Below are 14398 nucleotides of genomic sequence, written 5' to 3'. Positions count from 1 at the left end.
CTGCCGGGCCGCTCCGAAGAGCGGCCTCAGTAAGGCTGCGACGCAGATCGGACAGGGTGGGAGCGGTCTCGGGCATGGGGCACGGCAACTGTTCTCTCTTTGTTCTTTTATAGAACGCTCCCGATCGGAAGGCGAGTCGAGTCTTCCGGCCGTCCCATGCCCCTGTGTGGAAATCGCAAAGTTTGTCGAGTGGGCAGCTTGTCGGCAATTGGACCCACAGTGTGTCGGCTCAGGCTTTTTCGGGCTTCAAACGCATACCCGACCGAGCCAGCCACCCTCGTCGAGCCCCTGAACCCCACGCTGACCGCGCTCCTGAGAATTGAGGCCCACGCCGGAGCCGACGACGAGCAGATCAGCCTTCGACGAGGTCGATCCCGCGACGTTGGAGCCTAGTCTGTCGTCCACGGTTCACGGACGTTCAGTGCGAGAACTGCCAGTGTAAGCTAGTGGGGAGGCAATGCAGACCTACGTTTTGTCGGAACTTCCGAGCTGCCTGGTGGCATTGAGTTTCTCTGCCGCGACAGGATGCCCGCCTGAGCCTTATCCCAATCCCGCATGATTGCCGGAACACGAGCCCCTTCCAGGGGCTTTTCATAGAGATAGCCTTGCGCGGAGTCGCACCCCGTATCGCGAAGGCGAGCGGCCTGCTCGATAGTCTCGACGCCTTCTGCCGTCGTGCGCATCCCCATAGCGTGACCGAGACTGACGATCGCCGTCACGATCGCGGTGTCGCTGCCATTGGTTATCACGTTACGCACGAAGCTCTGGTCGATCTTGATGTGGTCGACGGGGAACTGCTTCAGATGAAGCAGCGACGCAAAACCTGTCCCAAAATCGTCAAGCGCGATCGAAACGCCGGCTTCGTGCAATTCGTTGAGCACCGATGAGGCTACTGCCGTCCTACGCCCGAGGAAGGCCGTTTCCGTAACTTCAACCTCGAAGTGGGCAGTCGGGACATGCGCATCCTCCAGAATGTGCAGGATCCTTCTTGCGAGCTTCGGATCTGCGATCTCAGCGGTCGACAAGTTCACGGCGACGCGGCCGCATTCCAGCCCGAGATCCAGCCAGGATCGGATATCGCCGGCCACCTGGCGGATCATCTGCTCTCCCAGAGCGAGCGAGATGGCCTGCTCCGAAAACACCGAACCAAAATATGCGGGCGTGAGTATGCCTTTGACGTGGTGCTTCCAGCGCGCCAGCGCCTCGAACCCGACGATCCCGCCTCCCGTCAGCGACACCTTCGGCTGATAGAACGGAACGAACTGCTGAGCCGCGATGCCAATACGCACGTCGTGAGCAATGGTGACGCGCTGTTCCATCGTCTCGCGAGCAGCGCTCGTATAGACCACCGCCTGGCAACGCCCTTGTTCCTTAGCCCGGTAAAGCGCGATGTCGGCATCCTTCATCAGCTCAACGGGATCACGATGATGCTCGGGGAAGGAAGCCAACCCAATGCTGACCGTCGTCGAGAGCGCCCGCGTCTCGTGCTGGAACGGAGCGCGTAACGCCTCCACGATCTCTGCCGCCCGCGAGACCGCCTCCCGGCCAGACTCTATGCCAGCGAGGACGATCGCGAACTCATCGCCGCCGAGGCGAGCGACCGTATCGCCTTCCCCTACAAATGTCCTGAGCCTGAGCGCCGTCTCCTGCAGCAACAGGTCCCCCACTGCATGACCAAGCGTGTCGTTGACGTCTTTGAAATCATCGAGATCGAGCAGAAGCAGGCCTACGCCTGATCCGGAGGCCTCAGCTCGCTCCAGCGCCTCGTTTAGGCAAACCTGGAAGAGTGCTCGGTTCGCAAGTCCCGTTAGGGGATCGTGGTTGGCAGTTTGCCAGATTGCACCCTCTGCGGCCTTGCGATCCGCGATGTCGAAGGTCAGGCCGATAAGCCGCTTCTCGTCCTTTCGCTCCGCCCGCAGTGCAAGCCAGGTTTGTACGCCCGTGGGGAGCAGGTAGCGCACCTCTGTTGCGCCGCTGCCGTCCGCCATGACAGCCTGCCAAAAGGTTGCAATGCGTTCATGATCGTCCGCCGGCACCCGCGCCATGAAATCGGCTGATGGACCCGACGACAGTCCCAGCAACGTCATGGAATTTTCTGACCTATCGACCCACTTGGTCTCAAGGTCGAGTTCCCAAGCTGCCATCCGGCTAGCTTTAAGCGCGAGCCGCAAGCGCTCCTCGCTCACGCGGATCGCAGTCTCTGCGGCCTTGCGTATGGTGATATCGGTGAAGGTGCGCACCATACCGCCGTTAGGGAGGCGATTGGTTCGAATTTCCAGCACCGTTCCGTCGGGCCGCTGGCGTTCATAGTCCAATATCTCGACGTTTATCCCTTCGTACTTGATCGCTCGGAGCAGCTTGTCGGTGACCGTTCCGAACTCCCCCTGCTCCATTTGCCAACGCTTGACCGCCTCGAACGACGGGTTCGAGTGCATAAGGTCGGAAGGCAGGCCTAGCAGATCCATCGCGCGTTGATTGCAAACGGCGACGTAGCCATTGGCATCGACCATGAGGATCCCTTGATCCACATGCTCAAGGACAGCGTTCAGTAGAACACTGTCGACGGTAAACGATCGGATCGCGGACTCGGTCGTCAAGCGTCAATCCCTTGCCAGCCCCCTAGCGCCGAACAAGGTAGGGTTGCGTGCTTTCGAAAGATTGAAAGGATGCCGCCGCAAACGATTTTTGGAGGCGACAGAAAGTGTCGCTTGCCATTGTACAAATTCCGCACCGGTCACGAGCAAGGCCTGAGCTCACTGAACAAGGAGCTGCGGGGGCCGATCATGCGGGGTCCAGAGAAGCGAACGAATGCCGGTCACGCAGCCGACCACGTTTTGCGAACAGAATCGTGGCCGATGTCGAGACCGCCTAGGGCAGATGATCGAGCGGTAGCAAACCATGATCCTTCACGGTTTGAATTGCGAAATTGCTGCGAATGTCGCTGATCCCACAAGCTCCGCTACGCCCAGCTCATCGCTTCATGCCTTCTCAGCACACCGGTCTGCTCATTGTGCTCGTGGGTGCCACCCCGCGACATCGGGTCTTTCGAGCCACAGACCAAAGCGAGAGAAGGCAACGCCTGGGGCGATTGGGCACTGAACCGGCCAGCTAAGCCTGCTGCATGAGGGCCGAGCGCAGCTCAAGAAGGGTCTCGCAAACAGCCTCGAGATCGCGGACGTCGAAGCCGTCGCGTAGCGCTGGAACGTGGCCGGCGATCCTGTCGCCGAGGATTCCGGTGAAGCTTGCTTTGCCCTCGGCGGAAACGACGAGGCCGTTCCGGGCCTCGAAGGAGGCGTTCCAGGCGATAGCCTCTTCGCGGCCCAGGCCCGGCGGCAAGTCGAGGTCCAGCCTCTCTCCCACCAATCGGACCGGATAGCCTCCGGGCAATCCGTTCGGCCCCGGCACATGGCCCTTCCAGGAACGCCCTGCAGCCATGGCAAGCATCATCGGAACGCCGCTCGCGCCCGAAATCTCGATCACCGGCTCCGGCGTGAGCTGGATATCCTCGAAACGCGCATAGACATCCGCAACCTCGACGCCATCGAGCCAGACCCGCGGCGCGCGCCCGCCGCGCTCGTCCGGCCGACGGCGCCAGGCGGCGAGGTTCTGGTAATGGGCGAGGACCTTGACGTCCGCCCCCGGAGGCGTTGCGGCGGAGCCGGCGAAGACATTCGACAGGATCGCGACATTGCCCATGCCGCAGGCGACGTCGTGGCCCATGGCGCGGATCATGCCGTTGACCACATCAGGAAAGCCGCAATTGATCAGTGTCACCGGCTTGCCGGCACGCGTGATCGCAGAGGCAACGCGCGACGAGAGCAGCGCCTGAAACACCGCGGTGGCGCTCAGGCCCCCTTCGGCAACGAGCTGCGTCCACGCGTTGCCGGACTGGGCGATCACCTGCGAGGTCTGGATCGAGGCCCCCTGCACGACGATGCGCGGCCCTGTCGCAGCGAGCATCTCGTCGGAGGCGCCCGGAGCAAGCAGATCGACCGCGTGGGTTATGAAGCGAGCCTTCCTGCCGAACAGCGCAGCGCGGGCATTGGCTGCCGTGCGCAGCCAGTTCAGCCGCTCGCGGTTGCGGCCGGCGATGACGACCTCGACCGGCTGTTCGGCCGTGGCGGCAATGTCGAAGGCGATGCGCGCGGCAAAGCCCCCGGTTCCGGAAACCAGGATGTCGCAGCCGGTCATGTCAGCGCCCCGTCGTCATCGCTGCCCGGTCCCAACAATCGTCGAGCCGGGGCGAGAGCTTGTGCTTCATGATGCGCTGGCTCGCCGTACGCTCGAACTCGTCGACGACGGCGATGTAGCGCGGGTTCTGATAGGGCGCGAGGCGCAGGCCGAGCCAACCGGACAGCACCTGCGGGTCGATGGTAGCGCCCTCGCGCGGCTTGACGAAGAGCTTGATATCCTGCTCGCCGACATCGGCCGCAACGCCGATCATCGCGCAGTCCTCGACTGCATCGTGTTCGGCCGCGACATGCTCGACCTCCCAGGCCGAGACGTTCTCGCCCTTGCAGCGCACACTGTCGGTCATGCGGCCATGGAAATAGAGATTGCCCTCGGCGTCGAAGGAACCGAGATCGCCCGTGTGGAGCCTGCCGTAGCGCAATGCCTTGGCGGTCGCCTCGGGATTGTCGAGATAGCCAGGGAAGATCGCGCCGGGGATACTCGTTTCGACCACGATCTCGCCGCGCTCACCGGTCGCGACCAGCTTGCCCTCGCTATCGAGCAACCTGACCGTGAACCAAGGCATCGGCCGACCAACGGAGCCCAGGACGCCCGTGAGGTTGCAGGTCGTCAGGCTGGAGGCCTCGGTCATGCCGTAGCACTCGCGGATCTCGATACCGAAGCGCTCGCGGAATTGCGGCCAGATTTCGGGCGGGCAGCCACCGCCCCACGCAATGCTGACGCCATGCGCCCGGTCGAGCGGGGACGGCGGCTGCTTGAGCAGAATCTGCAGGATGCCGCCGAGATAATGGATGCGGCTCGCACCTGTCTCGACGATCTGCTCCCAGAAGCGGCTGGCGCTGAAGCGTTCGACCATGGCCAGCGTGATGTCGCGGATCATCGGCAGCGGCAGGAGCTGCGCTCCACCGATGTGGTAGAGCGGCTCCCAGACGAAGAAAGTCTCGCCGGCCTTGGCCTCGGACAGCAATGCGACGCTCTCGGCCGCGAGCCGCAGCATCCGATGAGAAACAATGACGCCTTTCGGCCGCCCCGTGGTGCCGGAGGTGTACATGATCGCGAAAACCGCATCCGGCGTGGGCACCGGTTCGTCGAACCGCTTGTGGCCGGCCAGAACGGCGTCGAGCGCGCCGTTCGCCTCATGCAGCAGAACCGGCAGCGCGCTGTTCGCGCCCATCGCCTCTGCGATCTGCGGCGCGAGATCGGCATCGGCGACCACGAGGCGCGGATGCGAATGAGTCAGGAGGTAGCGCAGCCCCTCGCCGCGCTGCTGGGCATTGACCGGCACCCAGGCGACACCGGCCCGCGCCAGGCCGAAGACCACAGCGATCGTAGCGATCGAGTTGCGCATCATCACCGCGACGCGGTCGCCCGCTACGATCCCTTGAGAGCGTAGATGGGCAGCGAAAGCCGCCGAGCGCCGCTCGATCTCGGCATAGCTCACCGGCTCGCCGCAGAAGCGAGCGTAGGTCCGGTCCGGCTCCGCCGCAGCGCGCGCGGTCAGGAGGCCGACAAAACCATCATCGTCGAAGGAGGCCATGGCTGATCTTCGGTCGTCAGGAACGGGAGGAAGGTGAGGAGCGGAAGCGCTCCGCGACAAGCAACATCGCCGTCACGATCACCAGGACGACGACCGAGACCGCCGCCAGCGTCGGGTTGAGCTGCAGGATCATGTCGTCCCACATTTGCTTGGGCAGCGTGGTCTTGATGCCGCCCGAGACGAAGATCGCAATGGTCAGTTCGTCGAAGGAGGTGATGAAGGCGAAGAGGAAGGCGGCGACGAGGCCGCCCTTGACCAGCGGGATGGTGATGCCGGTCAGCGTCCGCACCCGATTGGCGCCGAGCGTCGCGGCCGCCTGGTCGAGACGCTGGTCATAGGTCTTCAGCACCGCTGCGATAGTGACCAGCGTGAAGGGAATCGCCAGGACCGTATGGCCGATGACGAGGCCGACATCGGTCGCGATCAGGCCCATCCGGGCGAAGAGGTAGAACAGCCCGACTGCGATGACGATGCGCGGCACGATCATCGGGGCGAGGAAGAAAGCGAAGATCAGCCCACCCCAGCGCGTGCGACTGTTCGCCAGCGCCAGCGCCGTGAAGCCGCCGATCGCCGTCGCGGCCAGCGCCGTGACGAAGGCGACGATGAAGGAGCGGATCGTCGCCTGGATCCAGAGCGGGGAACTGAAATAGGTCTCGAACCAGGACAGACCGTAACCGGGCGGCGGGAACTGCAGGAATTGCGACGAGGTGAAGGCGATCGGGATGACGAGCAGCGTCGGCAGCACCAGGAAGGCGATGACGAGCCAGCAGAAGCCGGGCAGCAGCCTGGCGCAGATCGTCTTGCCGAGCACAGCGCGCACGACATCCGCCAGCTTGGCCGCAGCGCCGGCAACAACCGAGAGGATCGCCAGCCCAAGATCGCGGATGCGGCCCGTCCCGACCTGGGCCGCACCGCCCGCGATGGTCGAGAGCCCGAAAACACGGTCGTAAACGACGCAGGAGACGAGCGCCGCCGCCAGCATCATCGCCGAGAGGGCGCCTGCGAAAGACCAGTTCAGCAGCTCCTGCACCTGCGTGATGATGAGCTGAGCCAGCATGGTTTCCTGCCGCCCGCCGAGGAAGGCCGGTACGATGAAGAAGCCGAGCGAGGAGATGAAGACGAGCAACCCGGCCGCGGCGACGCCCGGCAGGGAGAGCTTGAAATAGACGAGCCAGAAGGCGCGCACCGGCGCGGCGCCCAGCGTCTGCGCCGCCTGGACCAACCGCCGGTCGATGCCTGTCATCACCGGCAGCATGGTCATCACCGCCAAGGGCACCATGGCATGGACCATGCCGACCATGACGCCGAACTGGTTGTTGATCAGCGAAAGCGGCTGGTCCGCGACGCCTGCTCCCGTCAGCAGCGAGTTGATGACGCCGGTACGGCCGAGGATCAGCATCCAGGCGAAGGTCTTGACGAGATAGCTCGTCCAGAACGGCACCATGACGAAGAGCAGCATGCGGCCACGGAACATGTCCGGCAGGCGCGCCAGCCAATAAGCCAGCGGATAGGCGACCAACAGAGACCAGAGCGCCGTCCAGCCGGCGATGCGGAAGGTGATGCCGAGAACGCGCAGATAGACGTCGGTCGCGGCGATGCGCTGATAGGAGCTTGCGGAAAGCGCCCCGCTGTCGGGGTCGACGGCGCTCAGGCCGAGCAATTGTGCGACCGGCCAGACGAAGAAGACCGCGAGGAAAAGCAGGCCGGGCGCCGCCAGCCAGAGCGCATTAGGCCGCAACCTGCTCATTGCGCGCGCCGGCGCGCTGCCGATTTTGACCGCGCTCATGCGACGAGGACCGCCTTGTCGCGTGGCCAGCCGGCGACGATCGCCTCATCGATCGCGGGCACGGCATCGTCGGGGCCCAGGCGCAGCACGAGCTGGCTGCCGTCCTGCAGCGCGGCGATGACGCGAGTCTCGGAGCCGGCATAGACGATCTCGCTGACGCGGCCGCTCACCATATTGCCGTCCTGCGCGCCGATGCGGAGGTTTTCGGGCCGGATCACCAGTGCCGCATCCTTGGTCTCGCAGCGCGCGCCCTGCGGCAGCGCGAACCGGCCATGGGCCGTGTCGAGAGAGCCGTTGCCATCCCAGCGACCGCGGAAGATGTTGGAAATACCGATAAAATCGGCGGCGAAAGCGGTGCGCGGGCGCTCGTAGATCTCGCGCGGCGTGCCGAGCTGCTCGATCTTGGCATGATTCATCAGGCAGATCCGGTCGGACATGGCGAGCGCCTCCTCCTGATCATGCGTGACATAGACGATCGTGGCGCCGCTCTCCCGGTGCAGCCGCTTGATCTCGATCTGCATGTGCTCGCGCAGCTTCTTGTCGAGGGCGCCGAGCGGCTCGTCCATCAGGATGATCGAGGGCTGGTAGACGAAGCAGCGCGCCAGCGCGACGCGTTGCTGCTGGCCGCCGGACAATTCACGCGGAAAGCGCCCGGCGAGATGGCCGAGATGCACCATGTCCAAGGCCCCCGAGACCCGCTTTGCGATCTCGGCGCCCGGCTGCCCGCGCATCTTGAGCGGAAAGGCGATGTTCTCCGCCACCGTCAGGTGGGGGAACAGCGCGTAATGCTGGAAGACGAGGCCGATATCACGCTGATGCACAGGCGTGCTCGACTGATCGCGGCCGTCGATGACGACCCTGCCCTCGCTCGCATCGACCAGGCCGCAGATGAGCTGCAGCAGCGTCGTCTTGCCGGAGCCCGAAGGCCCCAGCAAGGTGAGGAACTCGCCCTCGGCGACGCTGAGCGAGCTGGGCTGGAGGGCCGTGGTCGCGCCATAACGCTTGCACAGGCCTTCCACAATCAGCTTGGCCGCTTTCGGTTCGGTAGCGGTCATTCCGGCACTCGTCACCATCAGCCTCAGGTCAGGAGCCAGGCGTTGAAGCGCTCGGTCACCTTCGCCCGGTTGGCGCTCCACCAGGTCTCATTGGCGATCGCCATCTGTTTCAGGTTCTCTGGCGAGGTCGGCAGCAGCTTGGCGCGCTCGGCGGAGATGGTCTGATAGGCGTCGAGATTCGTCGGCCCATAGGCGAGTGCATCGGTATAGGCTGCCTGGGCCTTCGGATCGGAGCAGAAGCGGATGAACTGGCGGGCGACATCCGCTTTCGGTCCGCCCTTCGGCAGACCCCAACCCTCGATCGAATACAGACCCTGGTTCCAGATGATCTTGGCCGGCGCGCCGCCATCGATCGCAGCCTGGAGACGGGCATTCCAGCCCGTCGTCATGTCGACCTCGCCGCTCTGGAGAAGCTGCGTCGACTGGGCGCCGCCCGTCCACCAGACCGAGATATGCGGCTTGATCTTGTCGAGCACCTTGAAGGCCCGCTCGACATCGAGCGGATAGAGCTTGTCGAGCGGCACGCCGTCGGCGAGCAGAGCCTGTTCGAGGCTGTCGATCGGGTTCTTTCGCATCGAGCGGCGGCCCGGAAACTTCTCGACATTGAAGAAATCCGTCCAGCTCGCGGGCGCGTTCTTCACCTTGTCGGTCCGGTAGGCGAAGATCGTAGAATAGACGTCCGTGCCCATGAATTCCGGCGAGATCGCCTCCGGCATCAGCTTCGGCACGTCGGCATGCGTAAAGCCGATCGGATCGAGCAGGCCTTGCGCCTTCAGGATGTCGCGGGCCGACAGCGTCAGCGTGCAAACGTCCCAGGTGTAAGACTTGGTCTCGACCATCGCCTTGAACTGCGCGGTCGGCTCGGCCTCGCGGGCGACATTGACCACCTTGTTGCCGGTCGCCTTCTCGAAGGGATCGTAGAAGGCCTTGCGGAAGGCCGGGCCGAACGGGCCGCCGGGATCGGCCACCGTGATCTGCGTGGCCGCGCGCACTGTGCCGACCAGATAGGGCGCGGTGATCGCACCGGCGGTAGCACCGCCGGCAAGCTGCAGCAGGGTACGCCTCGTCGGCTTCTCGATTCTGCTCGTCATCTTGGTCTCCCCTTCAAGCGGTTTTCCGCATTTCCCCGTGGATGGTCGGTCAGTCGGGTATTTTCGGCCTCAGGCGCTCTTGCGCGCGGCGCGCTTGGCCAGGAATTCCTCCATCATCCGCGCCGGCTCTCCGGTGCCATAGGCTTCGCGCTGGTTGCGGATGCCGGCGGCGAGGCATTCGCGGAAGCTCTCCTCCGTGACCTCGCGGAAGCGGGCCTTGTTGAGGCGCATGGCGACCGGAGGCTTGGCCGCGAGCTCGCCAGCCAGTGCCAGCGAAGCCTCCATCACCTTCTCCTTCGGCACGATGCGGTTGATCAGGCCGATACGGAAACACTCGTCGGCATCCATCATCCGCCCGGTCAGGGTCAGATCGATCGTGCGGGCGATGCCGATCATCTCGCGCATGATCCAGGGACCGGTCACCGAAGCGATGCCGGAATTGATCTCGGGCTGCCCCATCGTGACGCCCTCATGCCCGATCCGCAGATCGCAGAGCAGCGCAACCTGGAAGGCCGAGCCCGCCGCGACGCCGTTCAGCGCGGCGATGACCGGCTTCGAGAGCGAGCGGATCCGGTCGTAGAGGCGCTCCCACTCCCCCATCCAGGCCTCGGCCCGATCGGAATCGAAGGTCTTGGTCTCGTTGAGGTCCTGGCCGGCTCCGAAGGCGCGGTCGCCGGCGCCCGTCAGGATGATGGCCCGCACCGCCTCGTTCGCCTCCAGCTCGTCGAAGCACTCGACGAGCCGCGAGCGCATCGGGGCGTTCCAGGCATTGAGGATCTGGGGGCGGTTGAGGGTGAGGATGCCGACTGCGCCGCGCACCTCGATCAGAACCGAATCCTTCATTACCACTCTCCGATGAGTATTTATTGCAATGCGATAAATTCTATTGAATATTCTGCGCGACCGGCTCACCTTGTCAAGGTCGCCGCGTCCAGCCATTGACGGATGAGGAGAAGAGCCACCGATGACGATGCCTGAATCGCGACAGAACGGCCGCAAGAGCGCAGCACCGCCGGCCGAGCGGCCGGGGCGGAAGGACGACGCCTTGATGGTCAATTCCGTCGAGAAGGCGTTTCGGGTGCTCTCAGCCTTCGGCCGGCAACACCAGACGCTGAATCTTTCGCAGGTCGCCTCGGAAACCGGCATGGACGTCAGCGCCGCGCAGCGCTTCACCCACACCCTCACCAAGCTCGGCTATCTCCACAAGGATGCGCAGACCAAACGCTTCGAGCTGACCGCGAAGACGCTGGATCTCGGCTACCATTTCGTGCGCAGCAGCCGCCTGCTGGACCGGGCGATGCCCTATCTGATGCATCTCAGCAAGCAGACGGAGGAGACGGTCAACCTGACCGTGCGCGAGGGTACGCAGATCATCTTCGTCTCGCGCTTCCTCAGCCGCCACGTCCTCAACACCGACGTGATCATCGGTACCCGCATGCCGGCCTACGCCACGGCTCCCGGCATCGCGATGCTGTCACGCCTGCCCGAGGACGAGGCGATGGCGATCATCGACGCGTCCGACCCGAAGCCTCATACGCCCTCGACCACCTGGCAGCGCGACGCGCTGCGCGAAAAGCTGCGCCAGTCTGCGGCACAGGGCTATGCCACCGCCTTCGAGGAAGTCTATCTCGGCGATGCGTCGATCGCGGCGCCGATCGTCGACCACCACGGCCGGCCGGAGGCGGCCGTCAACATCGCAACCTCGACGTCGCGCTTCAGCCACGAAGAAGTGGTTTCGCGCTTCTCGTCCCTGGTCATCGCCGCCGCCCACGCCATTTCGCGGGTCTGATCCCCGACACGCCGCCTTGACAAGCTTTCTCACGACTTATCAAAATACGCAAAGTTTTATCGTATAGAGATAATTCGAGAATCTGCATGGAGCCGTCAAAAGCCCTGTTCCGCCGCGTCGCCGTCCGCAACGGAGCAGCGGCGACATTCAGTTTCGACGGCACGGCCATTCGGGCGACGATCGGCGACAGCGTCCTTGCCGCACTCCTGCAAGATGGTGCCCTCGTCCGTCGCCTGGAATTCGGAGGCGAACCACGCGCCGGCTTCTGCCTGATGGGCGCATGCCAGGATTGCTGGGTCTGGAGCGCCGCAGGCGGCCGGATCAGAGCCTGCACCACCCCGGTTTCTGACGGGATGGTGCTTTTCGCCGAGCCACAGCTGCCGGCCGCCGCTCATGACTGAGGTCGTCATTGTCGGCGCCGGCCCGGCCGGCATCGCTGCCGCCGAGCTTCTCTTGGCGAAAGGCCTGAAGCCCACCTTGATCGACGAAGGCGCGCGGCCCGGCGGCCAGGGCTATCGTCGACCGGCTGACGACCTTGCGCTCGACATGAATCGCCTGATGGGCTCCGAAGCGAAGAAATACGCCTCGCTTCATCGTCGCTTCGACGCGCTGGTCGCGCATATCGACTATCGCCCCGGCACGCTCGTCTGGGCGATCGACGGCAACACACTGCATCTCCTGCGCGAAGGGCGGGCCGAGACCATTGCCTTCGACAAGCTGCTCATCGCCAGCGGCGCGATGGACAGGGTCGCTCCGCTGCCCGGCTGGGCGCTGCCCGGCGTGTTCACGCTCGGCGGCGCCCAGGTCGCGCTGAAGGACCAGGGCTGCCTGATCGGAAACCGGGTCGCATTCCTGGGCTCGTCGCCGCTGCTGTCGCTGGCCGCCAAGCAATATCGCGACATGGGTGCCGAGATTGCCGTGCTCGCCGACACCACGCCGCTTATGGCCAAGGCAGCGGCCCTGCCCGCGCTCCTGGCTGCGCCGCGCACGCTGTTTCGCGGCCTCTGGTATATGGGCGCCTTGCTGCGCGCCGGGACCAGATTGCTGCACGGCGTCGCGCCCATCGCCATCGAGGGCACGAACCGGGTCGAAGCGTTGGTGCTGCGTGACAGCCAGGGTTGCGAACGCCGCTTCGCCTGCGACGCGATCGCGCTCGGCTACGGCCTGAAACCCGAAACCCAGCTTGCCGATCTCGCCGGAGCGCAATTCGCCTACGACGCCGATTTCCGGCTGTTCCTGCCTGTCATCGACGGCATGGGCCGGGCGCGACCTGGCCTCTATCTGGCGGGAGACGGCGCCAGGATCGGCGGCGCCGATGCGGCGGAAGCCAGCGGCCTGCTCGCCGCCCACGCGATCCTTGCCGATCTCGGGCAGATGCAGGATGTCGCCTCGACGCGAAACCTGGCAAGGCGAGTACAGCGGCTGCGCCAATTTCAACGCGGGCTGGCCAGCGCCTTCGCCTGGCCGAAAGCGCAGATCGCCTCACTGCCGGACACCGTCACGCTCTGCCGTTGCGAGAACGTGTCGGTCGGCGAGGTTCGCGCCGCAATGGCCAGGGAACTCGGGCCGACCGAAGTCAACCGCGTCAAGGCGATGACACGCTGCGGCATGGGCCGGTGCCAGGGCCGCGTCTGCGGGCCTGCGCTTCAGGAAATCGTCGCGGCAGGCGCCGGAAATGACGGCGCGGCCGCTGGAAGGCTGCGCGGCCAGGCCCCGGTCAAGCCGATCGCCCTCGCAGCGGCCGGAGACCCGGCATGAGCCGCGCCAGCACGGATGTCGCCATCGTTGGTGGCGGGCTGATCGGAGCCTGGACCGCCTTCTTTCTCGCCCGGCGGGGCCAAAAAGTGACATTGATCGAGAAGGGCGTCGTCGGCGCGCAGTCGAGCGGCGTCAACTTCGGAAACTTGCGTCTGCAGGGCCGCTTTCCCGGCCAGTATCCGCTTTCGCTGCGTTCCCAGGAGCTCTGGGAGGATTTCGAGGCGCTGATCGGCGAGGATTGCGAGTTCGAGCAGACCGGGCATCTCTATCTCGCCTATGACGAAGACGAGCGCACGAAGCTCGAAAGCTATGCGCAGGTTTCCGAGTCCTACGGCCTCTCCATCGAACGCGTCGGCCTCACCGATCTCAGGCGGCGCTGGCCCTGGCTCGGCGAACGCGCGATCGCAGCCACTTATTCGGCGCGCGATGCGACCGCCAATCCACGGCTAGCCACGCCGGCCGTCGCGCGTGCTGCGGCGAGACAAGGCGCCGACATCCGCGAGAACACCCGCGTTACCGCGGTCGAGAATGCCGGGAGCGGCTTCATCCTGACACTGGCGGATGGCGACCTGTTGAGCTGCGGTGCGCTGGTGAACTGCGCCGGAGCCTGGGCGCTGGAGATCGCCGAGCGCTTCGGCGAGACCGCGCCGCTCTTCCCCGCCGGCCCGCCCCAATTCGTGACCGAGCCCTTTCCCTACCGGATCGGCCCTTCCGTGCAGGCTATCGACGGCTCGGTGATCTTTCGTCAGATTCCGCGGGGCAACATCATCCTGGCAGGCTATCCGCGCACCGCCGCCGATCCGCAGGCCAACCGGGCCCCGGTGCCGCCGGTCAAGACGCTCGCGGCGATGAAGGCCTTGGCGCGCGTCGCGCCGATGCTGGCGCAATGCCATGTCATCCGCGTCTGGTCGGGAATCGAGGCCTATCTGCCGGACATGATCCCGGTGATCGGGCCGAGTGAGACGACGCCCGGGCTCTTTCACGCCTTCGGCTTTTGTGGCCACGGCTTCCAGATCGGCCCCGGCGTGGGCCTGTGCCTGAGCGAAATGATCGTCGACGGCGCAACGCAGACGCCGCTCGGCCCCTTCTCGATCGGGCGCTTTCGCTCTGGGCCGACGGTCAGCGACAAGTTCCGCAAGGAATTCGACTAATCGGCATGTCTGCCGGCACCTGCTGCCCTCGGTAGACCAG

General features: G+C 64.9%; 11 protein-coding genes. 4 read left to right on the top strand and 7 right to left on the bottom strand.

Annotation, left to right across the window (positions count from 1 at the left end):
- Window positions 1-443 precede the first annotated feature (443 nt).
- From Q0Q36_RS05875 to Q0Q36_RS05845, 7 genes are all read right to left on the bottom strand, one after another.
- Entirely contained in the window at window positions 444-2597 is a 2154-nt protein-coding gene (locus Q0Q36_RS05875; RefSeq protein ID WP_293796323.1) for an EAL domain-containing protein, read from the bottom strand.
- Window positions 2598-3108: 511 nt separating this feature from the next.
- Window positions 3109-4191, bottom strand: a complete 1083-nt coding sequence (locus tag Q0Q36_RS05870; RefSeq protein WP_293796322.1) for a hypothetical protein — start codon at window positions 4189-4191, stop codon at window positions 3109-3111.
- A 1-nt stretch (window position 4192) separates the two neighbouring features.
- Entirely contained in the window at window positions 4193-5728 is a 1536-nt protein-coding gene (locus Q0Q36_RS05865) for a class I adenylate-forming enzyme family protein (RefSeq protein WP_293796321.1), read from the bottom strand.
- A 16-nt stretch (window positions 5729-5744) separates the two neighbouring features.
- Window positions 5745-7514 carry an ABC transporter permease subunit gene (locus tag Q0Q36_RS05860; RefSeq protein ID WP_293796319.1) on the bottom strand — a complete coding sequence of 590 codons (1770 nt, stop codon included), beginning with the start codon at window positions 7512-7514 and terminating at the stop codon, window positions 5745-5747.
- Window positions 7511-8569: an ABC transporter ATP-binding protein gene (locus Q0Q36_RS05855; protein WP_293796316.1), complete on the bottom strand. Its 1059-nt coding sequence runs from the start codon at window positions 8567-8569 to the stop codon at window positions 7511-7513. Before Q0Q36_RS05855 ends, Q0Q36_RS05860 begins: the two co-directional genes overlap by 4 nt.
- Before the next feature lie 23 nt (window positions 8570-8592).
- The gene (locus tag Q0Q36_RS05850) at window positions 8593-9660 is read right to left on the bottom strand and encodes an ABC transporter substrate-binding protein (RefSeq protein ID WP_293796315.1); all 1068 of its coding nucleotides are present in this window, start codon (window positions 9658-9660) and stop codon (window positions 8593-8595) included.
- A 69-nt stretch (window positions 9661-9729) separates the two neighbouring features.
- Window positions 9730-10503, bottom strand: a complete 774-nt coding sequence (locus tag Q0Q36_RS05845; RefSeq protein ID WP_293796313.1) for an enoyl-CoA hydratase/isomerase family protein — start codon at window positions 10501-10503, stop codon at window positions 9730-9732.
- Between the two features lie 121 nt (window positions 10504-10624).
- Between Q0Q36_RS05845 and Q0Q36_RS05840 the strand changes: the two genes are divergently transcribed.
- From Q0Q36_RS05840 to Q0Q36_RS05825, 4 genes are all read left to right on the top strand, one after another.
- Window positions 10625-11449, top strand: a complete 825-nt coding sequence (locus Q0Q36_RS05840; protein WP_293796312.1) for an IclR family transcriptional regulator — start codon at window positions 10625-10627, stop codon at window positions 11447-11449.
- An 86-nt stretch (window positions 11450-11535) separates the two neighbouring features.
- Window positions 11536-11850, top strand: a complete 315-nt coding sequence (locus tag Q0Q36_RS05835; protein WP_293796311.1) for a (2Fe-2S)-binding protein — start codon at window positions 11536-11538, stop codon at window positions 11848-11850.
- Window positions 11843-13207 (top strand): NAD(P)/FAD-dependent oxidoreductase, encoded by a 1365-nt coding sequence (locus Q0Q36_RS05830; protein WP_293796310.1) that lies wholly within the window; start codon window positions 11843-11845, stop codon window positions 13205-13207. Before Q0Q36_RS05835 ends, Q0Q36_RS05830 begins: the two co-directional genes overlap by 8 nt.
- Complete coding sequence (locus tag Q0Q36_RS05825; RefSeq protein WP_293796308.1) at window positions 13204-14358, top strand: FAD-binding oxidoreductase; 1155 nt, start codon at window positions 13204-13206, stop codon at window positions 14356-14358. The genes Q0Q36_RS05830 and Q0Q36_RS05825 overlap by 4 nt, the downstream gene beginning before the upstream one ends.
- Window positions 14359-14398 lie beyond the last annotated feature (40 nt).

The sequence above is a fragment of the uncultured Allobosea sp. genome, assembly GCF_945957345.1.
Classification (GTDB): Bacteria; Pseudomonadota; Alphaproteobacteria; order Rhizobiales; family Beijerinckiaceae; genus Allobosea.
The sequence above is the reverse complement of the archived record's forward strand: the minus strand, read 5'-3'. Positions and strand labels throughout refer to the sequence as shown.

Excerpts from the sequence above, each read along its gene's own strand:
- Q0Q36_RS05865 (WP_293796321.1), bottom strand. The coding sequence starts at position 5,728 with ATGGCCTCCTTCGACGATGATGGTTTTGTCGGCCTCCTGACCGCGCGC.
- Q0Q36_RS05830 (WP_293796310.1), top strand. The coding sequence starts at position 11,843 with ATGACTGAGGTCGTCATTGTCGGCGCCGGCCCGGCCGGCATCGCTGCC.
- Q0Q36_RS05860 (WP_293796319.1), bottom strand. The coding sequence starts at position 7,514 with ATGAGCGCGGTCAAAATCGGCAGCGCGCCGGCGCGCGCAATGAGCAGG.
- Q0Q36_RS05835 (WP_293796311.1), top strand. The coding sequence starts at position 11,536 with ATGGAGCCGTCAAAAGCCCTGTTCCGCCGCGTCGCCGTCCGCAACGGA.
- Q0Q36_RS05840 (WP_293796312.1), top strand. The coding sequence starts at position 10,625 with ATGACGATGCCTGAATCGCGACAGAACGGCCGCAAGAGCGCAGCACCG.
- Q0Q36_RS05845 (WP_293796313.1), bottom strand. The coding sequence starts at position 10,503 with ATGAAGGATTCGGTTCTGATCGAGGTGCGCGGCGCAGTCGGCATCCTC.
- Q0Q36_RS05855 (WP_293796316.1), bottom strand. The coding sequence starts at position 8,569 with ATGACCGCTACCGAACCGAAAGCGGCCAAGCTGATTGTGGAAGGCCTG.
- Q0Q36_RS05825 (WP_293796308.1), top strand. The coding sequence starts at position 13,204 with ATGAGCCGCGCCAGCACGGATGTCGCCATCGTTGGTGGCGGGCTGATC.
- Q0Q36_RS05870 (WP_293796322.1), bottom strand. The coding sequence starts at position 4,191 with ATGACCGGCTGCGACATCCTGGTTTCCGGAACCGGGGGCTTTGCCGCG.
- Q0Q36_RS05850 (WP_293796315.1), bottom strand. The coding sequence starts at position 9,660 with ATGACGAGCAGAATCGAGAAGCCGACGAGGCGTACCCTGCTGCAGCTT.